We start from the raw sequence: 20,058 nt of genomic DNA on the forward strand, positions 1-20,058 counted from the left end.
TCAGTGGCCAGGGAATGCGGAGTTACGCGGGATTGTGTTGGGCCAGGGAATCGGAACCACGACTCCGGTCGCGGTGGCTGTCCGCGGCGACGGAATTTTGAGCCACCGGGGGTGTGGCTAAATTCTTGGACCGATTTATGCCGCAATTCGAAGACTCTCGCTATTCAAGGAGCTGAGAGAGCCGAGCGAGACCTTGATCCGCGTTGCGTTGTACCACCGGATATAGGAGTCAAGGGTCTCGATGTATTGATCAACGGTCGTAGCCCGCCAGTCATGAGGATAGAACATTTCCGTCTTGAGTCGCCCGAAGAAGCCTTCACAGGCTGCGTTATCGGCGAGCATCCTTTGCGTGACATCAGGCGAACGAACCTGGCATCGTGCATCCGGGATAGCCATCCCGGCGCAACGATAGTGCGCACCGCGATCGGAGTGGACCACTGGCCGCTCATCACGATCAGCCACCGACTCGATGGCCGAATCGAGCATGGTATGACGAGTTCAGCATCTGGTCGTGTGCCGATTGACCAGCTCACAACGAGACCGTCGAAGCAGTCGATGACCGGCAACTATCTCACGCGTATAGGTGGCTCGCCCGAGACGCTCGGCCACATAGGCAGTGCTGAGATACAGCGATGTGTTCGCCGCCGATATGTCGTGAGGCAGTGGATTGTGAGCGCTGGGCGTGTGATGCGGGGCTGGCGTCGCTACGATTGCGACAGCGCGACAGCGCGACAGCGCGACAGCGCGACAGGGCAAGCCTGTCGAGATCGATTTGCATTTGCTTCCGGCGACGACATCGACTGTCTCGCCCGATGCCGTCAACGTTAGTGGGCCGATGTCGCAATGCGCATGGAGCCCAAAACCGGCGCAAGCCTATCCTGCCATCCCTCGTTTCAATGTCGTTTTTAATGCCATCGTCTAAACGCTTTCGGCGCGGTCGACTGGAAATTTCCGTGAGGTAGCCGGAGGCGTCCGCTGGATACGCCTCACGAGTCCGCTGGTCTTCTGTTGCGTGACCGCGTACTTCACCTCGTGAGTCCGGGACGTCGATTGATCGAATCCGCATACCGGGCAGGTCGCTTTCTGCGTAGTGGTTTGGTATATCGCCGATAGCTGACTGCCAAATGTTCACGAGGGCTGCGGCCGGAGTCGGCAGGCGCGCGCTCTGAATCGGTGAAATCGATCCTGCTTCGGCTGTTCGTTGATTATCTGAAGTCTGCACGGTCATTCCCGAGAGTATGCAAGCGGGCTATCGGGCGTTCGTGGGGTGACGGGTATCGTCTGCGAGCCCATCGTGTCGCTGTCGGCGCGCAGTCACATCGTGTGCGTCCTGATGTCCGGAACGATTCGGCCTGCTGGCTGTGATCGCTCTGTACTTGCGCCGTTATGAAGTCTGCCCGGTACCCTTTCGACGCGTTTTCTGGACATCGATCCGGGTCCGTTGCTCGTGTCCGACACGTCCAAAATATTTCCTTTATTCCGACGCAATCCGGTTAATTCCATGATGTTCCGATAGCAAAATTTCGGTCGAAAACAGGGTATTGACGGCCCTTTCCCAAGTGAACAAGATGGGGAGAAGAAAGCACGACGGAGCGAGTCATGCCGGTTGCGAAAAGCTACACTCGGGCGCAATGGGATGAGCTTGTCCATTCTCTCGAATCACTGCCGATCAAGCCAGAGGCGGAGCAGCGTCTCTCGATTACCGACGCGATGAAAGAGATGCGCGTGGTTATCAGCGCGGTGAGAGAGAAGGGATATACGCTGGAAGAAATCGTCGAGCATGCGAAGGAAAAGGGTGTCGATTTTAGTGTCGGCTCTATCAAATACGCACTATACCCGTCGAAGAAAAGCCGGCCGGCTCGACAGACGGTAAAGGAGTCCGCACGAGACAGTGCCGCACCATCGCCTCGCTCGAAGAAGGCAAGCAAGGGCGACGTACCGCGCGTGGAGATAGTCCGGGAGAATCAAAAGCAGGATGGGGGAAAGGTGGTCAACAAGCCGGGAACCATGGTGATGCGTGACGCGTACTCATTCGAGATTACGCCCGACACCGAGAACCTTTAGAGGATTCAAATGGATACGACGACTTACCCCATCTATCTCGTTGGTGGCAGCAAGGGCGGCGTGGGCAAGAGCTTTGTTGCGCTCGCCCTGGCCGATTATTTGCTGCGGCGAGATATCCATGCGGCGCTGGTGGAAACCGATACCTCAAATCCAGACGTGATGAAAGCAGTTCAGGACGAGATGCATTGCATCGCATATAACCTGGACGATGCAAACGGCTGGATCGGACTCGTCAATTACTGCGACGAGCACCGGGATGCAGCAATCGTCGTGAACACGGCGGCGCGGAGCCAGACGGGTGTCGAGCAGTTCGGCGCGACACTGGCCGGTGCGCTTGGCGAGCTTCGGCGTCAGCTTGTGGTTCTGTGGGTGATCAACCGGCAACGCGACAGCCTTGAACTGCTGAACGCTTTCAACCGGACGTTTCCAGACGCGGTGATGAATGTCGTGCGCAACGGCTATTTCGGCCCGGCAGAAAAATTCACCCTGTATCAGGGGTCGCAGCTTCGCCGTTCTGTCGAATTGCACGGCCATTCGCTGGATTTTCCCGATCTCGCGGATCGCGTCGCCGACGAGCTTCGCAGTCAGCGTATGTCGATCCGCAAGGCAGCAGAGACGATGCATATCGGTGAACGGGTCGAACTGTTGCGCTGGCGTTCGTTGTGCGATGCCATGTTTGCCAAGGTAACGGCCAATGCGTAACCGGCGGGCGAAGTCGCCTGATGCGCTCGCCCGCCTGTTTCTCGATGTCACGGGCGAGATGCCCGACGATACGAGTCTGCTGCGCATGCGCCGGATGTCCGGGGCGCTGAACCTGCGCGACAACGATGCGCTCTGGTCGATGATCGCCGTGCTCGAATACTACGCGCGGCTTTACGAGGCGATGCCGGATCGCATCCGCAGGGCCGGAGACGGCGGTTTCGATGCCGTGCGCCGGGAGGCAGGGGAGGTGACCGATGCCTTGATGCGCCAGCATCGCGACGCGCTTGCGCGCTGCAAGGCCACGATCCAGTTGGCTGAGAGCATGATCCGGGAACACGAAGCGAGGTATCAGGCAGCACTGGCAGAACTCAACACGGCATCGATGACTTCGCTCGCTGAACGGATGGCGAACCAAGTTGCGCGCGTTGCCGGGAACAGGCTTGTCGGTGCGGCAGCGGTGGCGGCACGGGAACAGCGGGAGCGGCTGAATGAGGTCGCGAGGCTGTTTGAGCGGACGATGGAGTCTGCTGCCAGACAGGCGCAGGAGAATATTGATGCATCTGGGCAGCGTCTGACACGCAGACTAGGTTATCTGTTGTCCGTCGTGATCGGTCTGTTCGCCGTGATGGTTGCCGTTGCGTTCTGGGTAGGGGAACACGCACGGTAAAGCGCGCTCCCTGCCTGTGCCAGAGCACAGGCCGGAAGTGGTCAATCACGCGGTGCGCTGCGTGGTTTCCGTATTTGCCATATTTGCTGCGGTCGGATAAGGCCATGCTGTACGGCTTTCGTCGGCCGATTCCGCATCAGGCTGTGCCTCTGCTTCCTCGGCGCCGGCTTCGTCCTCGTCCGCGTCATCGTCCGGCGTGCTGTGTACGCCGAGCGCACGGACAGGCGGCACTTCCCGATCAGTGAGGATTTCCGGGAGCCAGTCGGACTTCGCCAGCCGCATTTCGGCAGTGGCTGAGGCGTCGCCCTTCTTCATCTTGCTGAGGTCGAGGGCGACCTTGGGCGACACGGCTTGCATGGCTACGTCCACGATACGCGATTTGCTGACGTGATCGAAATACGTCGCGCGGGTCGGCGTCCAGTACCGGGCCATGTCGAGGTGCAGCGCATTGCTCAGGGCGTTGATCGCGTGCGGTCCTTCCGTGCCGGTGACCCCGTCGAGCAGGGTGCCGGTGCAGAACGCCAGCAGATCGAGCAGCGTTGTACCGGCGTCCTGTCCGGTCAGCCACGGCAGCAGGGCAGCCAGATTGCGGGGAAGGGCGGCGAGCCATTGCTGGCGCTGTGCGTCGATGACGTCCCATGCGGTACTGGCGGACAGGTCATCGGCGGCTTTCAGCAGTGCATCGTGGTTGCTGGTGGCGTTAAGCTCCAGATAGTCGCGGCTTGGCCCGACACCGTACCGCTCGGGGAAGGCGACCGGCACGAGCCGGAACAGCAGCGCTGCGAGCGCGACGGACGGCTGCGCGATCAGTTCCGCGTGGATGGCTGCGGTGCGGTGGGCGGTCAGACGCTGGCAGAGCTTCGCGCTGTGTACCGGCTTCGGTTTCCGGTTGGCCTCGTTGAGCGTGGCGACAGCCTGTCCCACGGTAGTTACCGCCGTATCGTGCGTGGCATTCCCGTCGCGGCGAATCAACCCACGCTCGATGGTCAGGTTGCCCTGCGGGTCGAGGATGATGAACGCACCTGCTTCGGCCATCTGCTCTGCATCCCACGTCAGCGTGCGCGTTTCGAGTGCCCGAATCGCAGCGGTAACGCTGTTCAGTTCGGCCTCGATCCGTTCGCCTTCTTCATAGGCGTTCTCGTCGTCCTCTGCAAGGGCATCGTATTGTTCCGCGAGTTCGTCCTGCCGCGCCGTCAGTGCGTAGATCTCGCGCTGCTCGTCCCCGGTATACGGACGGTTGAGCGGATCGAGCCTGTGGTAGCGGTTCAGTTCGATGACGTCACGCTCCACGCGTGTCTCGGTCCAGTTCCAACCCTCGGCGCGGACTTCCCCGGCCACGGCTTCGAGTTTTTCGCCCGCAAGACGCTGCAGCAGTTCCGTGTCGGCAATGAATCCGGCGTTCTCGTCGTCGCTGAACAGATCGCGGCGTACATAGCCGCCCGCTGCCTCATAGGCGGAGAGACCGACGAAGCGCACGAGGCGGCTGCGGCTTGCGTCGATTTCGGCGCGTGTGATTGCTTGCCGCAGGTAGTTCGGCTGACGTTGCCACTCGTTCGCTTCCGACCAGATCAGTTCCTGCATTTCGTGATCGTCAGAAAGGGCGAGCGCGGCCAACTGGTCGAGCGTGATGCTGTCCTCGCGCAACAGGCCGAGCAACTTGGGCGATACGTTGGCGAGCTTCATGCGCCGCTTGACGGTGAGCGGCGACGCGGAGAACAGTGCGGCGATATAGTCGACGCTGCGGCCTTCCTCGGCCAGCATCCGGTACGAGCGCAGCACGTCGAACGGATCGAGTCCTTCGCGCTCGCTGTTTTCGATCAGAGAAATCGCGAGGGCTTCGCCTTCGCTGACGATTCGTACCGGCACCGGATAGTCGGCGGCGATATGCTTCTGCTCGTACAGCAGGTCGAGTGCGGCTTCGCGGCGCTGACCCGCGCAGACACCATATCGGCGTTGCTTGCCCCGCGTTCCCTTCATTTCGTGGACGACAAGGTTTTGCAGCAGACCCTTTGCGCGGATGTTGGCGGCGAGGCCGGGAATCCCCGACAGGGGCTTCGTGCGCGCATTCAGCGGCGAGCGGCGCAGGCTGGAATACGGAACGGTGACGATGGGCTGCTCGTTGCCGAAGTGGGTCTCGAGCATGGTAGTCGTTTCGGCGATGTCTGCCGTGATGGTTTCGACTTGGGCGTGCATGATTGACTCCAGAAAGATGGAAGGTTCCGGGTCGGGGTTGCTACCGTATTCCGTCAGGACATGACCCGGACAGCGTTCCTGACGGAATGAGGTGGCAGGGCGGCGAATAGCGCCGCCCCCGGAGCGCTTACGCCTTCATCTGACGCATGGCGTCAGCGAGCATCCACAGCGAGCGGTTGAGCTTTACGTTCTGGTCGATGCTTGTTATGGGGCGTGTGGATACAGCACGTCCGTTACTTGAGCGTCCGCGCAGGCCGCCCTTGGTCATGTTTTCCTGTACGCGGTTGAAGACCGTCCAGAGGTCGTCGCGGCGATCCTCGAAGCGGCGCGGAGCCAGTAGCTGGCTTTCGGTGACCGGTGCCGGTGCCTCGGCGTTGGTCGGGTCGTAGCGCAGCGCGAGCGCGGAGCGTGCGAACGCCTGCTGTTCGTCGCGGTTTAGTTCGACGGCGCGCATGCCGTCCTTCTGCTCGCGGATCAGGTCGAAGCCGTCGAGCACGTCGAATGCGCCGTTGATGACGTTCTGGACGATGTTGCCCTTGTGCGGCACGCGGATGTCCCGGATGTTGTCGCCGGCCACCATGCCGTTCTGGCAGACGAAGCGCAGCACGCCCGCGAGCATCTGGTAACTGCTTGTGCCGTCGTGCGAGTTCAGCAGCACGATTTCGTTGGCTTCGTCGCCGATGATCTGGTCGGCGTGGCGAAGCCGCAGCATGTGTTTCGTGTACTCGCGCTTGCCTTCGTCGCGCACGCGCGTCTGGCAGACCATGAACGGCTGGAAACCTTCATTACGCAGGCCGCGCAGCACGTCGATGGTCGGAATGTAGGTGTAGCGTTCCGAGCGGCTTTCGTGCTTGCTGTCCGCGAAGATGGACGGGGCAACACGATGGATCTGGTCGTCCGACAGGGGTGAGTCGGCGCGGAGTATCGGGGAGCCGTAACGGAAAGAGGAAGCGAGTTGCATGACAATCTCCACAGCAAGAGGGTTGAATGACGGGCTGTGAGATGGTCTTGCCACTTGCGTGCGAAACCTTCCCGGTGGAACTCGGGATTGGCCTCTGCTTTTGCCTGGCACCCGGTTTCCTGCCCGTGCGACTCAAGGAGTCGAAGGCGGGGCGGTGTCAAGGAAAAAGGCGAGGGATGGTGCGGGCAACACGGTCCCTCGTCCCTTGATGCCGCCCCGCCTTCGACTACGGTCGCGGGACAGGGCAGGAAACCGGGTGCCGGGCAGATGCCTAAGCACGAGTCCGACCGGGAGGAACAGCGAAGCCTCGCTTATTCACAGTTTTTGGGGGCAATGCTGTGGATAACTTGATGGACGAAACCGCAAGTAATTGAGTGATATAGGATTTGCCTGCGAGGTTAGTCGCAAGTACGAAATTAATCAGGCTTTGGGCGTCAACGAGGTGAATAGCGTTTTCTCGGGAGCGTGGCGGACGGCTAGAGACCAGGCGCCCCTTATACTGTTAGCGACGTGAAAACAGGGGAGCGGATATGGCGCTTCAGTGGATTGGGTATCTGAAGCAGAGCGGCTGGATGGATCTGCTGAAAGTTGGGGGTATCGCAAGCTTCATCAGTTCGGTTATCACGCTGGGCTGGAATGGCGTTCGGGAAGCCAGGACCACGAGGCGCGAAGTGCGGCATGTGGCGTTGACCGTGGCCATTTCGCTGGAGAGCTATTCGCGGGACGCGCGTTTGATGATGCATCGGGCAGATTGGGCGAGGCAGGAGGCCGCACGCGAGCAAAGCTATGCTTCGCTCAAAGGCGTTTCCGTTGTCGAATTCACATTTCCGGAGCCGATTGACTGGAAATGGCTGAATCACAAGGTGGCCTCGCAACTCCGGGAGTTTCCGGCCACGCTGCATTCGGTTCGTCAGTCCTTGGCTGCGGAATGGGAGTATGGTGATCCGCTCGATTGGTGCGCTGAGGTGGAATTCGAGTGTGCAAAAGCGGCGAAACGGGCGCTCGAACTTTCACGTTTGACGCGTGCGAAGCACGGCGTTGCGTCGTGGGATCCCGGCGTGACGGATGTTGATTTGGAAAGAGAACTCACGCAGTACATCGCAGAGCAAGGTGAGAAGCGCGAGGCTTGTCAGAAGAAACAGCAGGCAGCGGCGGCCGATATGACTGTCGATTTAACGAGCCAATCTGGTTTCTAACAAACCGGATTGGCTCGGACGATCAGATAAAGTTGCGAACAGCTTGCGAGAGCCAGCACGCTTCTAAGTGTCGTTATGGATCCTGTCTCCGATCCGGTCTAGCTCCTTGGACGATCCAAAAGCGCCAGAGAGAATTGCAACATCGTTTGTCGTTAGACTCTCGATGCTCAACCCTTTCAGCGCAACGTTGCCGACCAGCCGATTTGCCATTGCACTTGCGCCGCCCTTGATCGTTTCCGTTCCGAACTCGTGGAACCGGCCCATCAGGCCACGGGCTAGATCCGAACGTGACTCGCCATCGTGCATCAGCTTCTCAATGGTCTGTTCGCTGTCGAAAATGGCGGCCGAGGTGGCCTCGCTGTTCTGCACGCCCAAGGAACGTGGAATTGCGTCAACAAAAAAACCTTTGCCAAATATCTGAGAGCGTGAGATGGCTTGTCGCCAGAGTCTTGTTCGTTGTTCATCAGCAATTGTGGAATCGACGAGCAAGTCGTTCAGCAACGCACGTCCGCTGTCATCCTGAGCAGAAAGCCATACATTCAAGGCTAGGTCTGCGTCCCCACTGGCCTGAATGGCTCCGCGACGAAGCAGCGCAACGGTAACTGCCCGACGCGCATCATCCGCGATGTGTCGTGACACGATCTGCCATGCCTCGTTCAGTGTCGCTATCTGCTCCGGCTCGCTGGTTTTCAACGTGCTCACAAGCGCATCAATCTGCTCGACCGACAGGCCCGGATATCGACGGACGAACGGTAGCGCAAGTCGCGGCTCGACCTTCCAGAGGGCGCATGCGGTCTCGATGAGACGCGCGCGCTTGTCCTGCCCGACCACACCGCGATCGAACATATCGGAAACGGAGGCGAGCACATCGTCTTTCACGTTGGCCGCCTGGCTGATTGAAGTGGCACAGGCCTCTTCAAACAAGACAGAGGGGTCGTACGGCGCAATCGTCGGGGCCGACGCAGGCCAGCGACCGACCATCTGTCGATGTAGCAACGCGTAGTGACCCGGATGGTTTTTGGCCTGCTGGAAGAGCTGCTGCAGCGAGCTTCCAAGCGTGGAGGGTGTTGCATGGGCAAGCACTGTTGCGATGGGGGGGAAGATCGCTCTAAGATAGTTCTCGTTCGCGCTCCGGTTGGCGAGATTGCTCAAGGCACTGTCTAGGTGCGGCTTGAATGGCGCCTTGTCCCAGCTGGAAGCGGGAAGCCCCGTGACGAAGGTTGAGTAACGGGCTGACATGGCATCGTTAATCGGTTCCTTGTTCAGTATGGTGGTCACTGTGTTCACGGCCGAGGCCTTAAGGCTGTCATCTTCTCCGGGCAGAAGCTCCGTCAGCATCTCAAGACACGGCAGCGGGAGGTCCGAAATAACCCGCGGTGCCCAGGTGGTCAACACCGCCGTGGCCTTGGTCTTGTTCACCCGACGCAGTTGAGAGACGACGTCGCACGCGAGCCGGGCGTGAGCATCGTTGCGACTCCACGCTGTTGCAAGCTCAACCAGACTCTGCAGCGCGCTATCGTCGAGCGACTCAATCCGCGCGACAACCAGCTTCATCAACTCGGGGAACGCCTCACGAACGTCGACCTCAGAACTGTTGTCTGTGAGGTCGTGCAGCAGGCGGGCAGCGAAGGCGTTGACGAATGACGAGATTTCGACATTCGTGGCGAGCCCCTCGTTTGATACGGCGACCTGCCAGGCGGTTCTTACTGCAATTGGCTGGGTGAGCTCCATAAACCGGCAGACGATCGGCCACGTTGCGCGCCGTGCCTCCTCTCCGAGCGTCATCTGTGCCGAGAACACGCCGCCAGCACGTTGCGTCGCGGCATCGATGTCGAATGTCGCTGGCTCCTCCTTATCTAGCTCACTGGCGAGCGCGTCCACGTAGCGCGTCCCAAGAGAGCTGGCGATGCTACCTGTGTCCACGGAGAGCCAGCCCTCCAGCTCATCAAAACCAAGCTGTCGGGATGCGTTGCGAACACGAACATTTCGGGCCAGCAACCAGTCCAGGAACAGCGCATCTTCCCTCGCTTCCAGACCCTGTTGCGCACGCACACGGATGGCAAGCGCAACAATGATTTTCACCATCCCGACTGCCTCGTCCAGGTTTGGCGTCTGGCCAGAGTCAAGCTTGAGGCCCAGGTCGTCGTCCACCATCGCGTCGCCAACGAGTCGGGAAGTCACGGCGCGTTGGTCGGAGCCTGACGCTTTGGCGAGCAGCCCCTTGATTCGTGCAGGTCCCAGTTGCGCACGCAGGTCCGGACTGTCGTCAAGCGTCCTGCAAAGCTCGTTTAGCACCTGTGTGAGAGGTGGGTCTGGAATCCGCTCGATTACGTCCGCCATCATGCGTGCGCCATTCGTGCGGCGTGCTTCCGTTTCGCCTCTCATATCCTCAAAGAGGTTGTAAAGGTTCTTTGCCTGTTCCAAGCTCAACGGCGAAACATCATGGTGCCTGCCCAGTCCCTCCAGAACTCCATTTGTGTCGCCGGATATGAATGCGTTTCGCAAGGGGGCAATCTTGGGTCCCAGCCGTCGGGAGATGGGGTCTTCGGAAAGCAGTAGCAGGCTTTCCAGTGGCTGGGGCCATCGAACACCTACGAGCCCGGCGAGAAACTGACGTAGTGGCCGGTATTCCGGTCGCAGCTGCGGTTTCTGTTCGTTGGCAGCCTGCTGTCCACCCAACGCGGGCTCGGACAGGTATTTGTCGGCGAGGATTCGCCGGATGGATTCCGGCCGCTCCGACAGACTTTGCCCTCTCACGACAACTTCTGTGAAGTGAAAGAGAAGCTCAGGGTCGTCCTGCAGCTCGCGATAAAAATCTGGAAAGCTCACCTTCAGGGCTGAAAGCGCGCCTAGCGATATGGGATGATCGGTGACGGCCCCTTCGTGCAACCCACCGGCACGATCGCTGCCTACCCCGTCGGCTTCACGCTTCTTTGCCAGCCACCACGACTGCTCGAACGCGTTGACGATCTGCAGCGCATTTCGCGGATCCTGCACGCCCGTGTGAATCATTCGGTCAACAACGGGGGCCAGAGGTACGCCGCGCGCTGCGAGATCGGCCGCAACGCCCCCCATGCTTTCCAGCTTCCGGGTAGCAAAGTCTCGCATGTCGTTACGCGGTGACGGTGGAATCTCCAGGCGAAACTGGAAGATCCGGTCGAGATACCGTCGGGCATCAAAGCGGTTGAACACTGTCGCGGGCAAGTCGGCCGAGCGCCGGCCTTTGGCCAGCGCATCCGCAATCTTCCCTTCGTCGCATGAAATAACGAATACCAGACCCAGTCCGTTCGGCAGGCGACCTTTCGGAATCTCCATAAACGTGCGCACGCCATCCAGGCCGAGCACCATCTCTTCCGCCGACAACCTGTCCAAATCATCAACGAACACAACCAGCCGTTCGCATTTCTTCCCGCTCCGTCCGTCAGGGGACTCGTCTTTTCCGTCCTTGTAGCGGGCAAGCTGTCCAACCAACATGTCCTCGTACTGCTCCGAACTGGTGCTCGGAAGCATCACGCGCGTCATGGCAGACGTTGCCTTCACTTCTGGTGGTTTCACGTGCTTGAACACATACCCAAAGAGAATCGCCACACACACCGTCAACGTCGCCTTGGTCACGTCGTGACCGGAACCAAAAACCAAGTTGCTGGCAGCGAGAACGATGATGAATGCGACCATGACCGCCAGCACAGCGGGAATCGGCAGCATCCAGGAGCGAAGCGTCTCCCAGAAGTATTTGAGCGTCGGTTTGGGTTGCTCCGTGACGTGGCTGATCTGCCGGAAGAGCCTGTCCTGCAGGTTTTCCTCGTGCCCTCCGAGTTCAAGGAATACGTGGCGCAGGAGCGCTCGCTTGATGTCTTGGTCACGCCCGCCAAAGCGCCATGCATTAAAGGTTATGCACTGGATCTTCTCCGATCGCCTCGCGCCCTGATGCTTTGTGGCATCGTTTCGAAGCTCGGCCATGTACATCTCTTTGATACTGCTCTTACCTGTGCCCCAGCCACCGAGAAGGCCAATGCTGAAAGGGGTCGGGTGATCCTCAGACTCGATCAGACTGCGTAACGCAAGCGCGAAATGACGGTGACCAAACGCGTCGAGTTGCGCGTCCGCGATCTCCCGGTCTAAAACGGACGGCATTTCACTGGCGGTGGGAGCTTCTTTTTTCATGGTCTATTTTTTTAGCGCTGTTTTGACATGAAGATCAATCGAAAACCTGCTCGATTCGATTGTGCCCACTTGATCTCGATCGAAATAAGCGCCCCGGTTCATCCGGCAAACGAAAGTCCTCGTTCGAACCTTGTCGCTCCCGAAAGGTTTTGACCGTACACGCGGCGTGAGTCCAAGTATGTCACACGGCATAATACTCCGGCGGGAGCTCCGAACAAACGCGCCCGGACGCTACGGGTTCGATAAACATGACAGCATGTGACAGCCATAAACTGCGGTCTGTCGTCGCCGATGTGAACAACCGAGTCTTCGTGGAACGGACGGGTGCGAGGCGCGCCCGCCGTGGCCGTTCGCTGAACGCATGTATTTGCCACTCCGCGCAGGTGATTGGCTGCGCGTATCGCAGAAGGAGGAGTTTGTTGTTGCGGCTGGCCGTCGCAGTACGTATCGCCGTGATCCCAAGAATTCAGATCCATTCAGTCGGCACTAGGCCTTGTCCGCGCCACTCTTCGACGCGATGGACGTTGGCGAGTCCACCCCAGACTTCTTCATCAGCGTGATCAAGTACGACGATCTGCAACCGGCCTGCGGTTTTTGTGACGATTCCATCGAAAAGCGTAAATACCTTTCGTACAGCAGCTACGTCCTCGTTGTCCCATTCTGGGTCTAAGTTCGCATCTGATGCTTTTCCTGCCCGTAGGGTTGGAAAGTAGACTTGGCTTGGTTGATCATAGATTAGCAAACCCGGCACTGGATGATTCAGCTTGCTCAGAAAGAAGCCTTGTAGGGCAAGGGTGAGCGCGACATGGTATGCGAGCCAATTTGCACCGCTACCGATCTCCCAAAGGAAATCATCGCGCGTACCACGAATAACCTTTACCGTGAGATCTTGGATATTGAGTCGAATAGGGGCATCTGGCCACTCGCCATCAAGCTGTGGAATTAGCCGTGATGAAATAGATTGGATCGTATCCAAAGCGTTTTCCGTTTTCCGACCTATCTCGTGTTCAGATATCAGCTTGTTCAGGTCCTCAACCTGTGTCCTTAGCGAGGAAATCTCTTCATGAAGTGTTGAAGACGTGTCGAGCGTTTCATACAACCTCAGGGCTTCTTCTAGGCGGCCGAGGAAACGGGAGATTTCCTCGCCACGAGTTGTCACCTTGCGCGCTTTTTCCGATTGGCCTTCCAGTGTTCTTATTTCTTGACGAATTGCCGCGAGATTCGCAAGGGTCGTATCCACTGCTTCGCGCTGACGAAGCGTTTCTCTTCCCAAAGATTCCGTAACTCCCGGATGCGATCGCAGCCGAAGCTCTATGCCGTCAAGCGCTTCGCAAAGCTGATCAATCCGCGCTCGTCCCGCATCGCTCGGTTCAAATACCGACGCCGGACGTTCGGTGGCCAATTCGCGAATCCATCTCGACAATTCCAACCGATCACGCTGGACGTGGAGGCCATCCAGAAACGTGTCACTACTCTCATCTAGGCGCCGCAGTTCGTGCAGCCGATTACGAGACTGATTAAGATCCATCACGAGCTTGGACTCAGCCACCCTAAGCTCAGTAAGCCGCGCTAATATGACGTCCATGGAAGCGAGCGTTGGGGTCGCAGCTTGAGCGTCGCTTTGCATTGCGGCTCGAAGTAGGTCTACGATCGAGGACCAGTCGTTCGGTACAGTTGTGTCCGCGGGCAGTAGTCCGTACTCAATCGCAAGACGTACCCAAGCGAAGCCCTCGCGTTGCCAGGAAGCTCCGGAAGCCTGTCGGGCTTTCAACTCGCCTTCCTTTCGGCGAAGCAGTCGTGCGATGCGCTCCAATTCGTGGCGCGCTTGCAGAAGCTCTGGGCTGATTGCACCAAGCACGTAAGGGAAGATGGTTTTTAGCTTTTCGCGATGCTCCGTGGTGTCCGCTTTGAAGAACATGACATCGGGGTTCGCGACGATATTTTGAGGCTGAAAAATGAAAGCCATCAGATCTCGAAAGCTTGGCCGTGACTTGAACCGATCCTCGCTACCAGGCTCAAATTGCAAGTTTGACAGGCTGGCAAGGCGATTCAGGACTGCCTTGACGTAGTCAACTGTCTGGTTCTTCTCTTGGATGACAGGCGGCGGCTCGATTTCCGCTCCCTCCAAAAGCAACATGTCGCCAGAGGCCTTCAAATCGCCAGGCTCCCGGCGGGCAATCAGTTTTTGTCCCTCAAGTGTATCGACCAGCACGCCAAACCAGGAGCAACTCTCGCGAATTACGCCCACTGGAATAGTGCATTTTTCCGATCCCAGACAGTAGTCAATTATGGGTATCACCGACGACTTGCCGGTCTTCGATGCCCCGCTGATAACGTTGACCACGCCGGGCTCGAACGTCACTATGCGCGGTTCGCCACCGCGTCGTGGCCATAAAATGAGTTGTCGCAGTTGAAAATACATCAATATCCCACTTTCAGTGTGTGCACTACCTGCTGATCGGTGAGGCCAGCAAACCAGTATCCGATCCTTTCGCAAGCCGGCTCAAGGCGTCGAATTCGCTCCCGCAGCACAGGTATGCGCAAGTCGTCGTACGGACCATTGGACCAGATCGTGGCCGTCATCGGATCGATCCGAATGAGACCGGCTCGCTCCGCCGACACTAGTGAGTCCAAGGTCAGTCGCCTTAGCGCTATCGCCCGACTGTGAATCGCAATGAGATCTTCCCGCTTATCCCCGAGCTTGCCGGCGAACAGATGCAACCCCGATGCTTTATGCGTACTCAGCACCGTCGCCAAGGTTGGGCTATGCAGGATCAGCGGAAGGACAAGGAATGCGAGGGGCAGCGTCGCTGCAAGTCCGTCACGATCTTGGTATCCAAGTCCAAACTTCCAAAGGGCGTAGGCACCCAGCGCCTCGTTCTGAACCAGTGCAGCCTCGCTAAGGCGGCGTAGTTGAACGACTTCGCTCATGCTTCGTCCTCGTCGTCTAGAAGGGCTTTGTGCTCCGGATGCCAGCCAAGCTCTCGTTTGTCTGCCAGATCGTTGAACGCTCCATGGGTGAAATAGTTCGGCACCGTGCGGCTACCTATGGGTACCTCCAAGACCGAGCATCGGCCATAGACGAGTCGGCCTTGCACGACTTCCGGCTTGTCCGAATAGAGATCTTTGACCTCGCCGGCAAACGCTTCGTGCCGACGCAGCAACGAGTCTTCCCAATCCTTAAAGGTGTCGTCATAGATGAATCCGGCTTCGGCCCACTTCACCTTGTCGCCGGACGTTCGCATGAGATCACTTGCCGCCCGAAGTTGCTGCGCCTCCGTGGCTTCGATTAACTGCAGTTGGCGCACGAACATCGGTCTACTCAAGAGTACTGCTTTCGTGTCAACCGTCGTTGGAATCGCGGATAGCGAGGCAAGGTAGCCGGGCATGTTGTTCTGCTGAACGAAGGCGTGAAAACTCTTCCGAAACTCTCCGACACCAATCAGAGCCGGCATGCCGTCACGGATGAGGCGGTCTGCTCTCGCCTGTGCCATACCAATGGCAGCTTCGCAAATGACGTCAATTGATTCATCCGGAACAGTGGGCGCCAACAGAGCACGGAGAGGTTGTATCGGATCTGTATCATTGCTGAAAACCGACGTCTTACAAATGACCTGATTGCGAAGAGCGGTTGCGACATCGAGAAATTTTTGCACGTGCAGCATGCACTTCGGCGGTTCAGCCTTCTTGCTAAGCTTGTCTTTGACCTGTTTGAGCAACTGGTCTACGGCATCTGCAGACGTCGCATCATGAATGGCTGAGCTTACCTTCCCGGACTTCGGCGGTGTCACGTACAGGCGAAACGTTGCTTTGGTCCCGTCTACCTTCTTGGACTCGACCGCGACAAGCCAATTCGCGATGGTTTTCCAAAGGTCCTCGGACCAATCAGAGAGCGCGTTGTGGGACAGCGCGCTCTTGCACTGTTCCAAAAGAACATTTCCATCGGAATAGTGAACAGCGACATCATCCAGAAGCTCTAAGGAAACGCTCGAATCCGATGGACTGCTGAGGAGGTGGTAACAGAGCCGGACTGGCTGCAATGAAAAGCCCAGATAGGGGCCAGGTGCGCTGTGCTTGACCAAGGCTTTCATCCGCTTCGCCCCAAGTCCGCCCGACTATGGAATGCTTCCCATCTAGAATTCGTAAACTCCATGATGTTCCCCGAATCTCAACAATTCAGCTTAGGGCTGGTCTGCACGATTTGTTACGCATAGGGTACTTAATGTAGGTCTCCTGCAGTCGAATCATATCCGATGAAACGGCCATACTCTGGCTAACGGCGTGGTAGGGGAAGACTTTAGCTCATGGGGCGGGGCAGTGTTTCGGGGTGTGAGCGAACGCGATGATCGTGGGCGCGTCGACTACCTGGGCAGGCGCTTCGTTGGTGAGTCGGTTGCTCTCCCTCAAGCCGATAACGCGTCAATGAGATCAAGATCGCTGTCGTCGCAATCTGTCTTTGTTGTGGACTCGACAAGTTCCCCCTTTGATTGTCGGCAGTCTTCGATGAATGCTGCCCACCGTTCCAAGGCAAGGCGTCGTTCACCGTAGTATGTGTATTGATCGTAGATTCCTTCGACGCCGGGGAGCTTGTGATTCAGGCACATCTCAGAGACGTCGCGGCTGATCCTTAGCTTCCGCATATGGGACTTCATGGTCGAACGAAGATCATGCGGTGTAAATCGGCGTATCGAAGGTTTGTGGTTGTCGATCCAGTAATCGATGGCTTCCCGGATGGCGTCCTTGCTGAGGTGTGCGTCACCACCATGCCGCGCCGCTCGGCTGGCGGCCCTGGTTGGAAGAATATAGCGGGAGCGGGTATTGATTGCGAGCAGTTCACGGAACCAGTCGACAACAATCGGCGCGAGCGGAATGTCCATTGCTGTGCCTGTCTTGCTGCCCGGAATATGCCAGCGTGCTTCATCGAGGAATACGTTTGTCCGCAGGCCTTTATACAACTCCTCCGAGCGAACGCCAGTCGCGAGAAGGATGCTGACCGAGAGCAGGTTCTCGCGATTCATGTCTGCGTTCAAAAGCACGTGCAGCTCACTGGCCGTCAGCATAAGACGTTGCCGAATGGGAGGACGGGGACCAATGATCGAAACTAGCTCGACCCCGATGGCGGGATTTGCATTAATGACCTTCTTGCCAGCGGCGTGACGGAAGATGGCTTTTGCAACGATTAACAGCGTGTTCGCCTCGACCCATCCAAGCTTGGCGCGCTCGATCAGCCCAACGATATCTGCCGCTTCGACTTCGCGTACCTGCATCGCACCGAGTACGTTCTCGGTCCGCTTCAGGTTTCGGCCGTAGCTTCGCTGCGTGCTTAATCCCAAATTGACCAGCACCTTCTCTCGGTAGTCGGAAACGAGCTGGCGGACTGTCCAATTCTTCCGGGATTTGTCCTTGCGCTTCTCGGTCGCCGGGTTGTTGCCTTTCTGGACTTCGACGCGCTTTTCGGCCGCGAGCTTGCGTGCTGCCGACAGCGTCAGATCGGGGTAGCGGCCGAGTGTCAATTCTTCCGGTTTTCCGCCTATCCGGAAACGGAGTATCCAAGACGCAGTGCCGGTGGCTGAAAGGGTAAAGGTCAAGCCGCCGCCGTCAGTTCTTGCGAGAGGTCGCCTTTCCCGAATCCATCGCCTTAGTTCGAGATCCGATAGAACATTCGTTCCGCGAGTTGCCATGACGCGCCTCTGTCTAGCTACATATCTAGCTACACATTTTAGGCGCGCTCTGCACGGATGGCAACGGATTGATACGGATGGTTATTTTTATATCTGTTTGAATTTTAACGAATTTATGGGAATTCTCTGGAGCTCGTCGGCCCTTGGCGGACCTACATCAGAACGATGTCATACTGCTCCTGACTCAAATTCGACTCCACCTGCAACGACACCGGCTTGCCGATGAAATCGATCAGCATCGCCAGATGCTGCGACTCTTCCTCGAGAAACAGATCGATCACCTGCTGCGAAGCGACCACGCGAAACTCGCGCGGATTGAACTGCCGCGACTCGCGCAGAATCTCGCGCAGCACGTCATAGCAAACAGTCCGCGCAGTCTTCACCTGCCCCTTACCCTGGCAAACCGGACACGGCTCGCACAGCACATGCGCGAGCGACTCACGCGTACGCTTGCGCGTCATCTCAACGAGCCCGAGTTGCGAGAACCCATTCACAGTCACCCGCGTCCGATCGCGCGACAACGCCTTCTTCAATTCCCCCAGCACCTGATCGCGATGCTCGGCGTTCTCCATATCGATGAAGTCGATGATGATCACGCCGCCCAGATTACGCAGCCGCAGTTGCCGCGCGATCGTGTGCGCGGCTTCGAGGTTGGTCTTGAAGATCGTGTCGTCGAAATTGCGCGCGCCGACGTAGCCGCCGGTGTTCACGTCGATCGTCGTCATCGCCTCGGTCTGGTCGATCACCAGATAGCCGCCCGACTTCAGATCGACACGGCGCGACAGCGCGCGCTGAATCTCGGCCTCGATGTTGTACAGATCGAATAGCGGCCGTTCGCCGGTGTAGTGGTGCAGCTTCGATGACACCGCCGGCGTGAACTCCGCCGCGAAATCGGCGAGCATCTGATGCGTCTCGCGCGAGTCGACCTGGATACGCGACGAGTCGTCGTTGACGAAATCGCGCAGCACGCGCTGCGCGAGATTCAGATCCTGATACAGCAGACTCGTGGGCGGCATGCGCTGCGCTTGCGACAGAATCGTCGCCCACGTCTTGCGCAGATACGCGACATCGGCGGCGAGTTCTTCGCTGCTCGCATCCTCGGCGATCGTGCGCACGATGTAGCCGCCTTTTTCATCGGCGGGCAGCACGGCGGTCAGCCGCGCGCGCACCGCTTCGCGTTCGGCCTCGCTTTCGATCTTCTGCGAGATGCCGATGTGCGGCTCCTGCGGCAGATAGACGAGCGTGCGCCCGGCAATGCTGACTTGAGTTGACAGACGCGCGCCCTTGGTGCCGATCGGGTCTTTGACGACCTGCACCATCAGCGTCTGTCCTTCGAAGACGATCTTTTCGATCGGCTGATGCGGTGTTTGATGCGGCGCTTCGCCGGCGATACGCGGATGCCAGATGTCGGCGACGTGGAGAAACGCGGCGCGTTCGAGGCCGATGTCGATGAACGCGGATTGCATGCCCGGCAGCACACGCACAACCTTGCCGAGATAGACATTGCCGACGCGCCCGCGCGACAGCGTTCGTTCGACATGAAGTTCCTGGACGGCGCCCTGCTGAACGAGCGCGACGCGCGTTTCCTGCGGCGTGACATTAATCAGGATTTCTTCATTCATGGTGTTGTTCTAGAAGTCGATGCGCGCTGCACGCAGGAGGGCAGCGGTTTCAAAAAGCGGCAAACCCATGATACCCGAATAGGACCCGTCGATATGCTCGATAAACTCCGCCGCGCGTCCTTGCACGCCATAAGCACCGGCCTTGCCAAGGGGCTCGCCGCTCGCAGCGTAACGACGCAATGCGTCTGCGTGCACTGCAGCAAAACGCACCGTCGATACCGACAGTGCGGAGGGCAGCAACGCGCCCTCGGCATCGATTACCGCGACCGCGGTCAGCACTTCGTGCGTGCGGCCCGCGAGGCGCGTGAGCATCGCGACAGCGTCGTCGGCGTCGACGGGCTTGCCGAGAATCGCGTCGTCGATCGTGACGGTCGTGTCGGCGACCAGAATCGGCCGTGCCGGATGGCCGCCGTCGACGAGCCGCGCGCGCGCCGCGTGCGCTTTCGCGATGCACACGCGCTGCACGTAAGCGTGCGCGGTCTCGCCGGGCAGCTCGGCTTCGAGCGCTTCGGCATCTTCATCGGGGCGCGGCAGCAGCAGTTCGAAGCGCACGCCGAGCTGTTGCAGCAGCTCCTGGCGGCGTGGACTTTGCGAGGCGAGGTAGACGAACGGATGCAGCGAAGCGGAAGGCGTGGACATGAATGGATCTCGTTGGAACGCGAGCGGATGGCGTGAGAGCGGTGAGCGTGGATGAAAGGGCGGAAGGGTAATGCGGCATTGCGGCGTTGCGCGTGCGCGCAGATCGTTGCATGAAATGCCGCGCAGCGCAAATGCACGCGTATGCAACTGCACAATGCGGGCATGCGCC

13 protein-coding genes and 1 pseudogene are annotated in these 20,058 nt (G+C 58.7%); 4 read left to right on the forward strand and 10 right to left on the reverse strand.

Annotated features, from left to right (window positions below):
- Positions 1-135: 135 nt before the first annotated feature.
- Positions 136-563, reverse strand: a pseudogene (locus BTH42_RS04855) (transposase); the annotation flags it as partial.
- Positions 564-1,599: 1,036 nt separating this feature from the next.
- On the opposite strand from BTH42_RS04855, the gene BTH42_RS04860 reads away from it, so the two are divergent.
- Genes BTH42_RS04860 through BTH42_RS04870 form a run of 3 tightly spaced genes read left to right on the forward strand, consistent with a single transcriptional unit; the run spans position 1,600 to position 3,433 of the window.
- On the forward strand, positions 1,600-2,064 hold the full coding sequence (locus BTH42_RS04860) for a hypothetical protein (RefSeq protein ID WP_075296341.1): 465 nt from the start codon (positions 1,600-1,602) through the stop codon (positions 2,062-2,064).
- A 9-nt stretch (positions 2,065-2,073) separates the two neighbouring features.
- Positions 2,074-2,766: a protein mobD gene (locus BTH42_RS04865; RefSeq protein WP_075296343.1), complete on the forward strand. Its 693-nt coding sequence runs from the start codon at positions 2,074-2,076 to the stop codon at positions 2,764-2,766.
- On the forward strand, positions 2,759-3,433 hold the full coding sequence (locus BTH42_RS04870; protein ID WP_075296345.1) for a hypothetical protein: 675 nt from the start codon (positions 2,759-2,761) through the stop codon (positions 3,431-3,433). The genes BTH42_RS04865 and BTH42_RS04870 overlap by 8 nt, the downstream gene beginning before the upstream one ends.
- 45 nt (positions 3,434-3,478) lie before the next feature.
- On the opposite strand, the gene BTH42_RS04875 is transcribed toward BTH42_RS04870, so the two are convergent.
- Positions 3,479-5,626, reverse strand: a complete 2,148-nt coding sequence (locus BTH42_RS04875; protein ID WP_075296347.1) for a ParB/RepB/Spo0J family partition protein — start codon at positions 5,624-5,626, stop codon at positions 3,479-3,481.
- A gap of 127 nt (positions 5,627-5,753) precedes the next feature.
- Positions 5,754-6,587, reverse strand: coding sequence for a DUF932 domain-containing protein (locus BTH42_RS04880; protein WP_075296349.1), 834 nt, complete (start codon positions 6,585-6,587; stop codon positions 5,754-5,756).
- Between the two features lie 572 nt (positions 6,588-7,159).
- Between BTH42_RS04880 and BTH42_RS04885 the strand changes: the two genes are divergently transcribed.
- Positions 7,160-7,783: a hypothetical protein gene (locus tag BTH42_RS04885; protein ID WP_143751973.1), complete on the forward strand. Its 624-nt coding sequence runs from the start codon at positions 7,160-7,162 to the stop codon at positions 7,781-7,783.
- Between the two features lie 63 nt (positions 7,784-7,846).
- On the opposite strand, the gene BTH42_RS04890 is transcribed toward BTH42_RS04885, so the two are convergent.
- The 7 genes from BTH42_RS04890 to BTH42_RS04920 form a co-directional block, all read right to left on the reverse strand.
- Positions 7,847-11,947 (reverse strand): P-loop NTPase fold protein, encoded by a 4,101-nt coding sequence (locus tag BTH42_RS04890; RefSeq protein WP_075296362.1) that lies wholly within the window; start codon positions 11,945-11,947, stop codon positions 7,847-7,849.
- Positions 11,948-12,413: 466 nt separating this feature from the next.
- Complete coding sequence (locus tag BTH42_RS04895) at positions 12,414-14,369, reverse strand: DUF3732 domain-containing protein (protein WP_075296364.1); 1,956 nt, start codon at positions 14,367-14,369, stop codon at positions 12,414-12,416.
- Complete coding sequence (locus tag BTH42_RS04900) at positions 14,369-14,878, reverse strand: three component ABC system middle component (protein ID WP_075296366.1); 510 nt, start codon at positions 14,876-14,878, stop codon at positions 14,369-14,371. Before BTH42_RS04900 ends, BTH42_RS04895 begins: the two co-directional genes overlap by 1 nt.
- Complete coding sequence (locus BTH42_RS04905; RefSeq protein WP_143751974.1) at positions 14,875-16,038, reverse strand: ABC-three component system protein; 1,164 nt, start codon at positions 16,036-16,038, stop codon at positions 14,875-14,877. Before BTH42_RS04905 ends, BTH42_RS04900 begins: the two co-directional genes overlap by 4 nt.
- A gap of 312 nt (positions 16,039-16,350) precedes the next feature.
- Positions 16,351-17,628 (reverse strand): site-specific integrase, encoded by a 1,278-nt coding sequence (locus BTH42_RS04910; RefSeq protein ID WP_075296370.1) that lies wholly within the window; start codon positions 17,626-17,628, stop codon positions 16,351-16,353.
- Between the two features lie 152 nt (positions 17,629-17,780).
- The gene (gene rng / locus BTH42_RS04915) at positions 17,781-19,250 is read right to left on the reverse strand and encodes a ribonuclease G (RefSeq protein ID WP_075296372.1); all 1,470 of its coding nucleotides are present in this window, start codon (positions 19,248-19,250) and stop codon (positions 17,781-17,783) included.
- Positions 19,251-19,259: 9 nt separating this feature from the next.
- Entirely contained in the window at positions 19,260-19,889 is a 630-nt protein-coding gene (locus BTH42_RS04920; protein ID WP_075296374.1) for a nucleoside triphosphate pyrophosphatase, read from the reverse strand.
- Between the last annotated feature and the right edge of the window lie 169 nt (positions 19,890-20,058).

The sequence above is a fragment of the Burkholderia sp. SRS-W-2-2016 genome (assembly GCF_001931485.1).
Taxonomy (GTDB): domain Bacteria; phylum Pseudomonadota; class Gammaproteobacteria; order Burkholderiales; family Burkholderiaceae; genus Paraburkholderia.

What these genes read in the sequence shown, in the direction of transcription:
- BTH42_RS04870 (WP_075296345.1), top strand. Translation starts at nt 2,759, where the DNA reads ATGCGTAACCGGCGGGCGAAGTCGCCTGATGCGCTCGCCCGCCTGTTT.
- rng (WP_075296372.1), bottom strand. Translation starts at nt 19,250, where the DNA reads ATGAATGAAGAAATCCTGATTAATGTCACGCCGCAGGAAACGCGCGTC.
- BTH42_RS04885 (WP_143751973.1), top strand. Translation starts at nt 7,160, where the DNA reads ATGGATCTGCTGAAAGTTGGGGGTATCGCAAGCTTCATCAGTTCGGTT.
- BTH42_RS04860 (WP_075296341.1), top strand. Translation starts at nt 1,600, where the DNA reads ATGCCGGTTGCGAAAAGCTACACTCGGGCGCAATGGGATGAGCTTGTC.
- BTH42_RS04865 (WP_075296343.1), top strand. Translation starts at nt 2,074, where the DNA reads ATGGATACGACGACTTACCCCATCTATCTCGTTGGTGGCAGCAAGGGC.
- BTH42_RS04900 (WP_075296366.1), bottom strand. Translation starts at nt 14,878, where the DNA reads ATGAGCGAAGTCGTTCAACTACGCCGCCTTAGCGAGGCTGCACTGGTT.
- BTH42_RS04905 (WP_143751974.1), bottom strand. Translation starts at nt 16,038, where the DNA reads ATGAAAGCCTTGGTCAAGCACAGCGCACCTGGCCCCTATCTGGGCTTT.
- BTH42_RS04895 (WP_075296364.1), bottom strand. Translation starts at nt 14,369, where the DNA reads ATGTATTTTCAACTGCGACAACTCATTTTATGGCCACGACGCGGTGGC.
- BTH42_RS04920 (WP_075296374.1), bottom strand. Translation starts at nt 19,889, where the DNA reads ATGTCCACGCCTTCCGCTTCGCTGCATCCGTTCGTCTACCTCGCCTCG.
- BTH42_RS04880 (WP_075296349.1), bottom strand. Translation starts at nt 6,587, where the DNA reads ATGCAACTCGCTTCCTCTTTCCGTTACGGCTCCCCGATACTCCGCGCC.
- BTH42_RS04875 (WP_075296347.1), bottom strand. Translation starts at nt 5,626, where the DNA reads ATGCACGCCCAAGTCGAAACCATCACGGCAGACATCGCCGAAACGACT.
- BTH42_RS04890 (WP_075296362.1), bottom strand. Translation starts at nt 11,947, where the DNA reads ATGAAAAAAGAAGCTCCCACCGCCAGTGAAATGCCGTCCGTTTTAGAC.
- BTH42_RS04910 (WP_075296370.1), bottom strand. Translation starts at nt 17,628, where the DNA reads ATGGCAACTCGCGGAACGAATGTTCTATCGGATCTCGAACTAAGGCGA.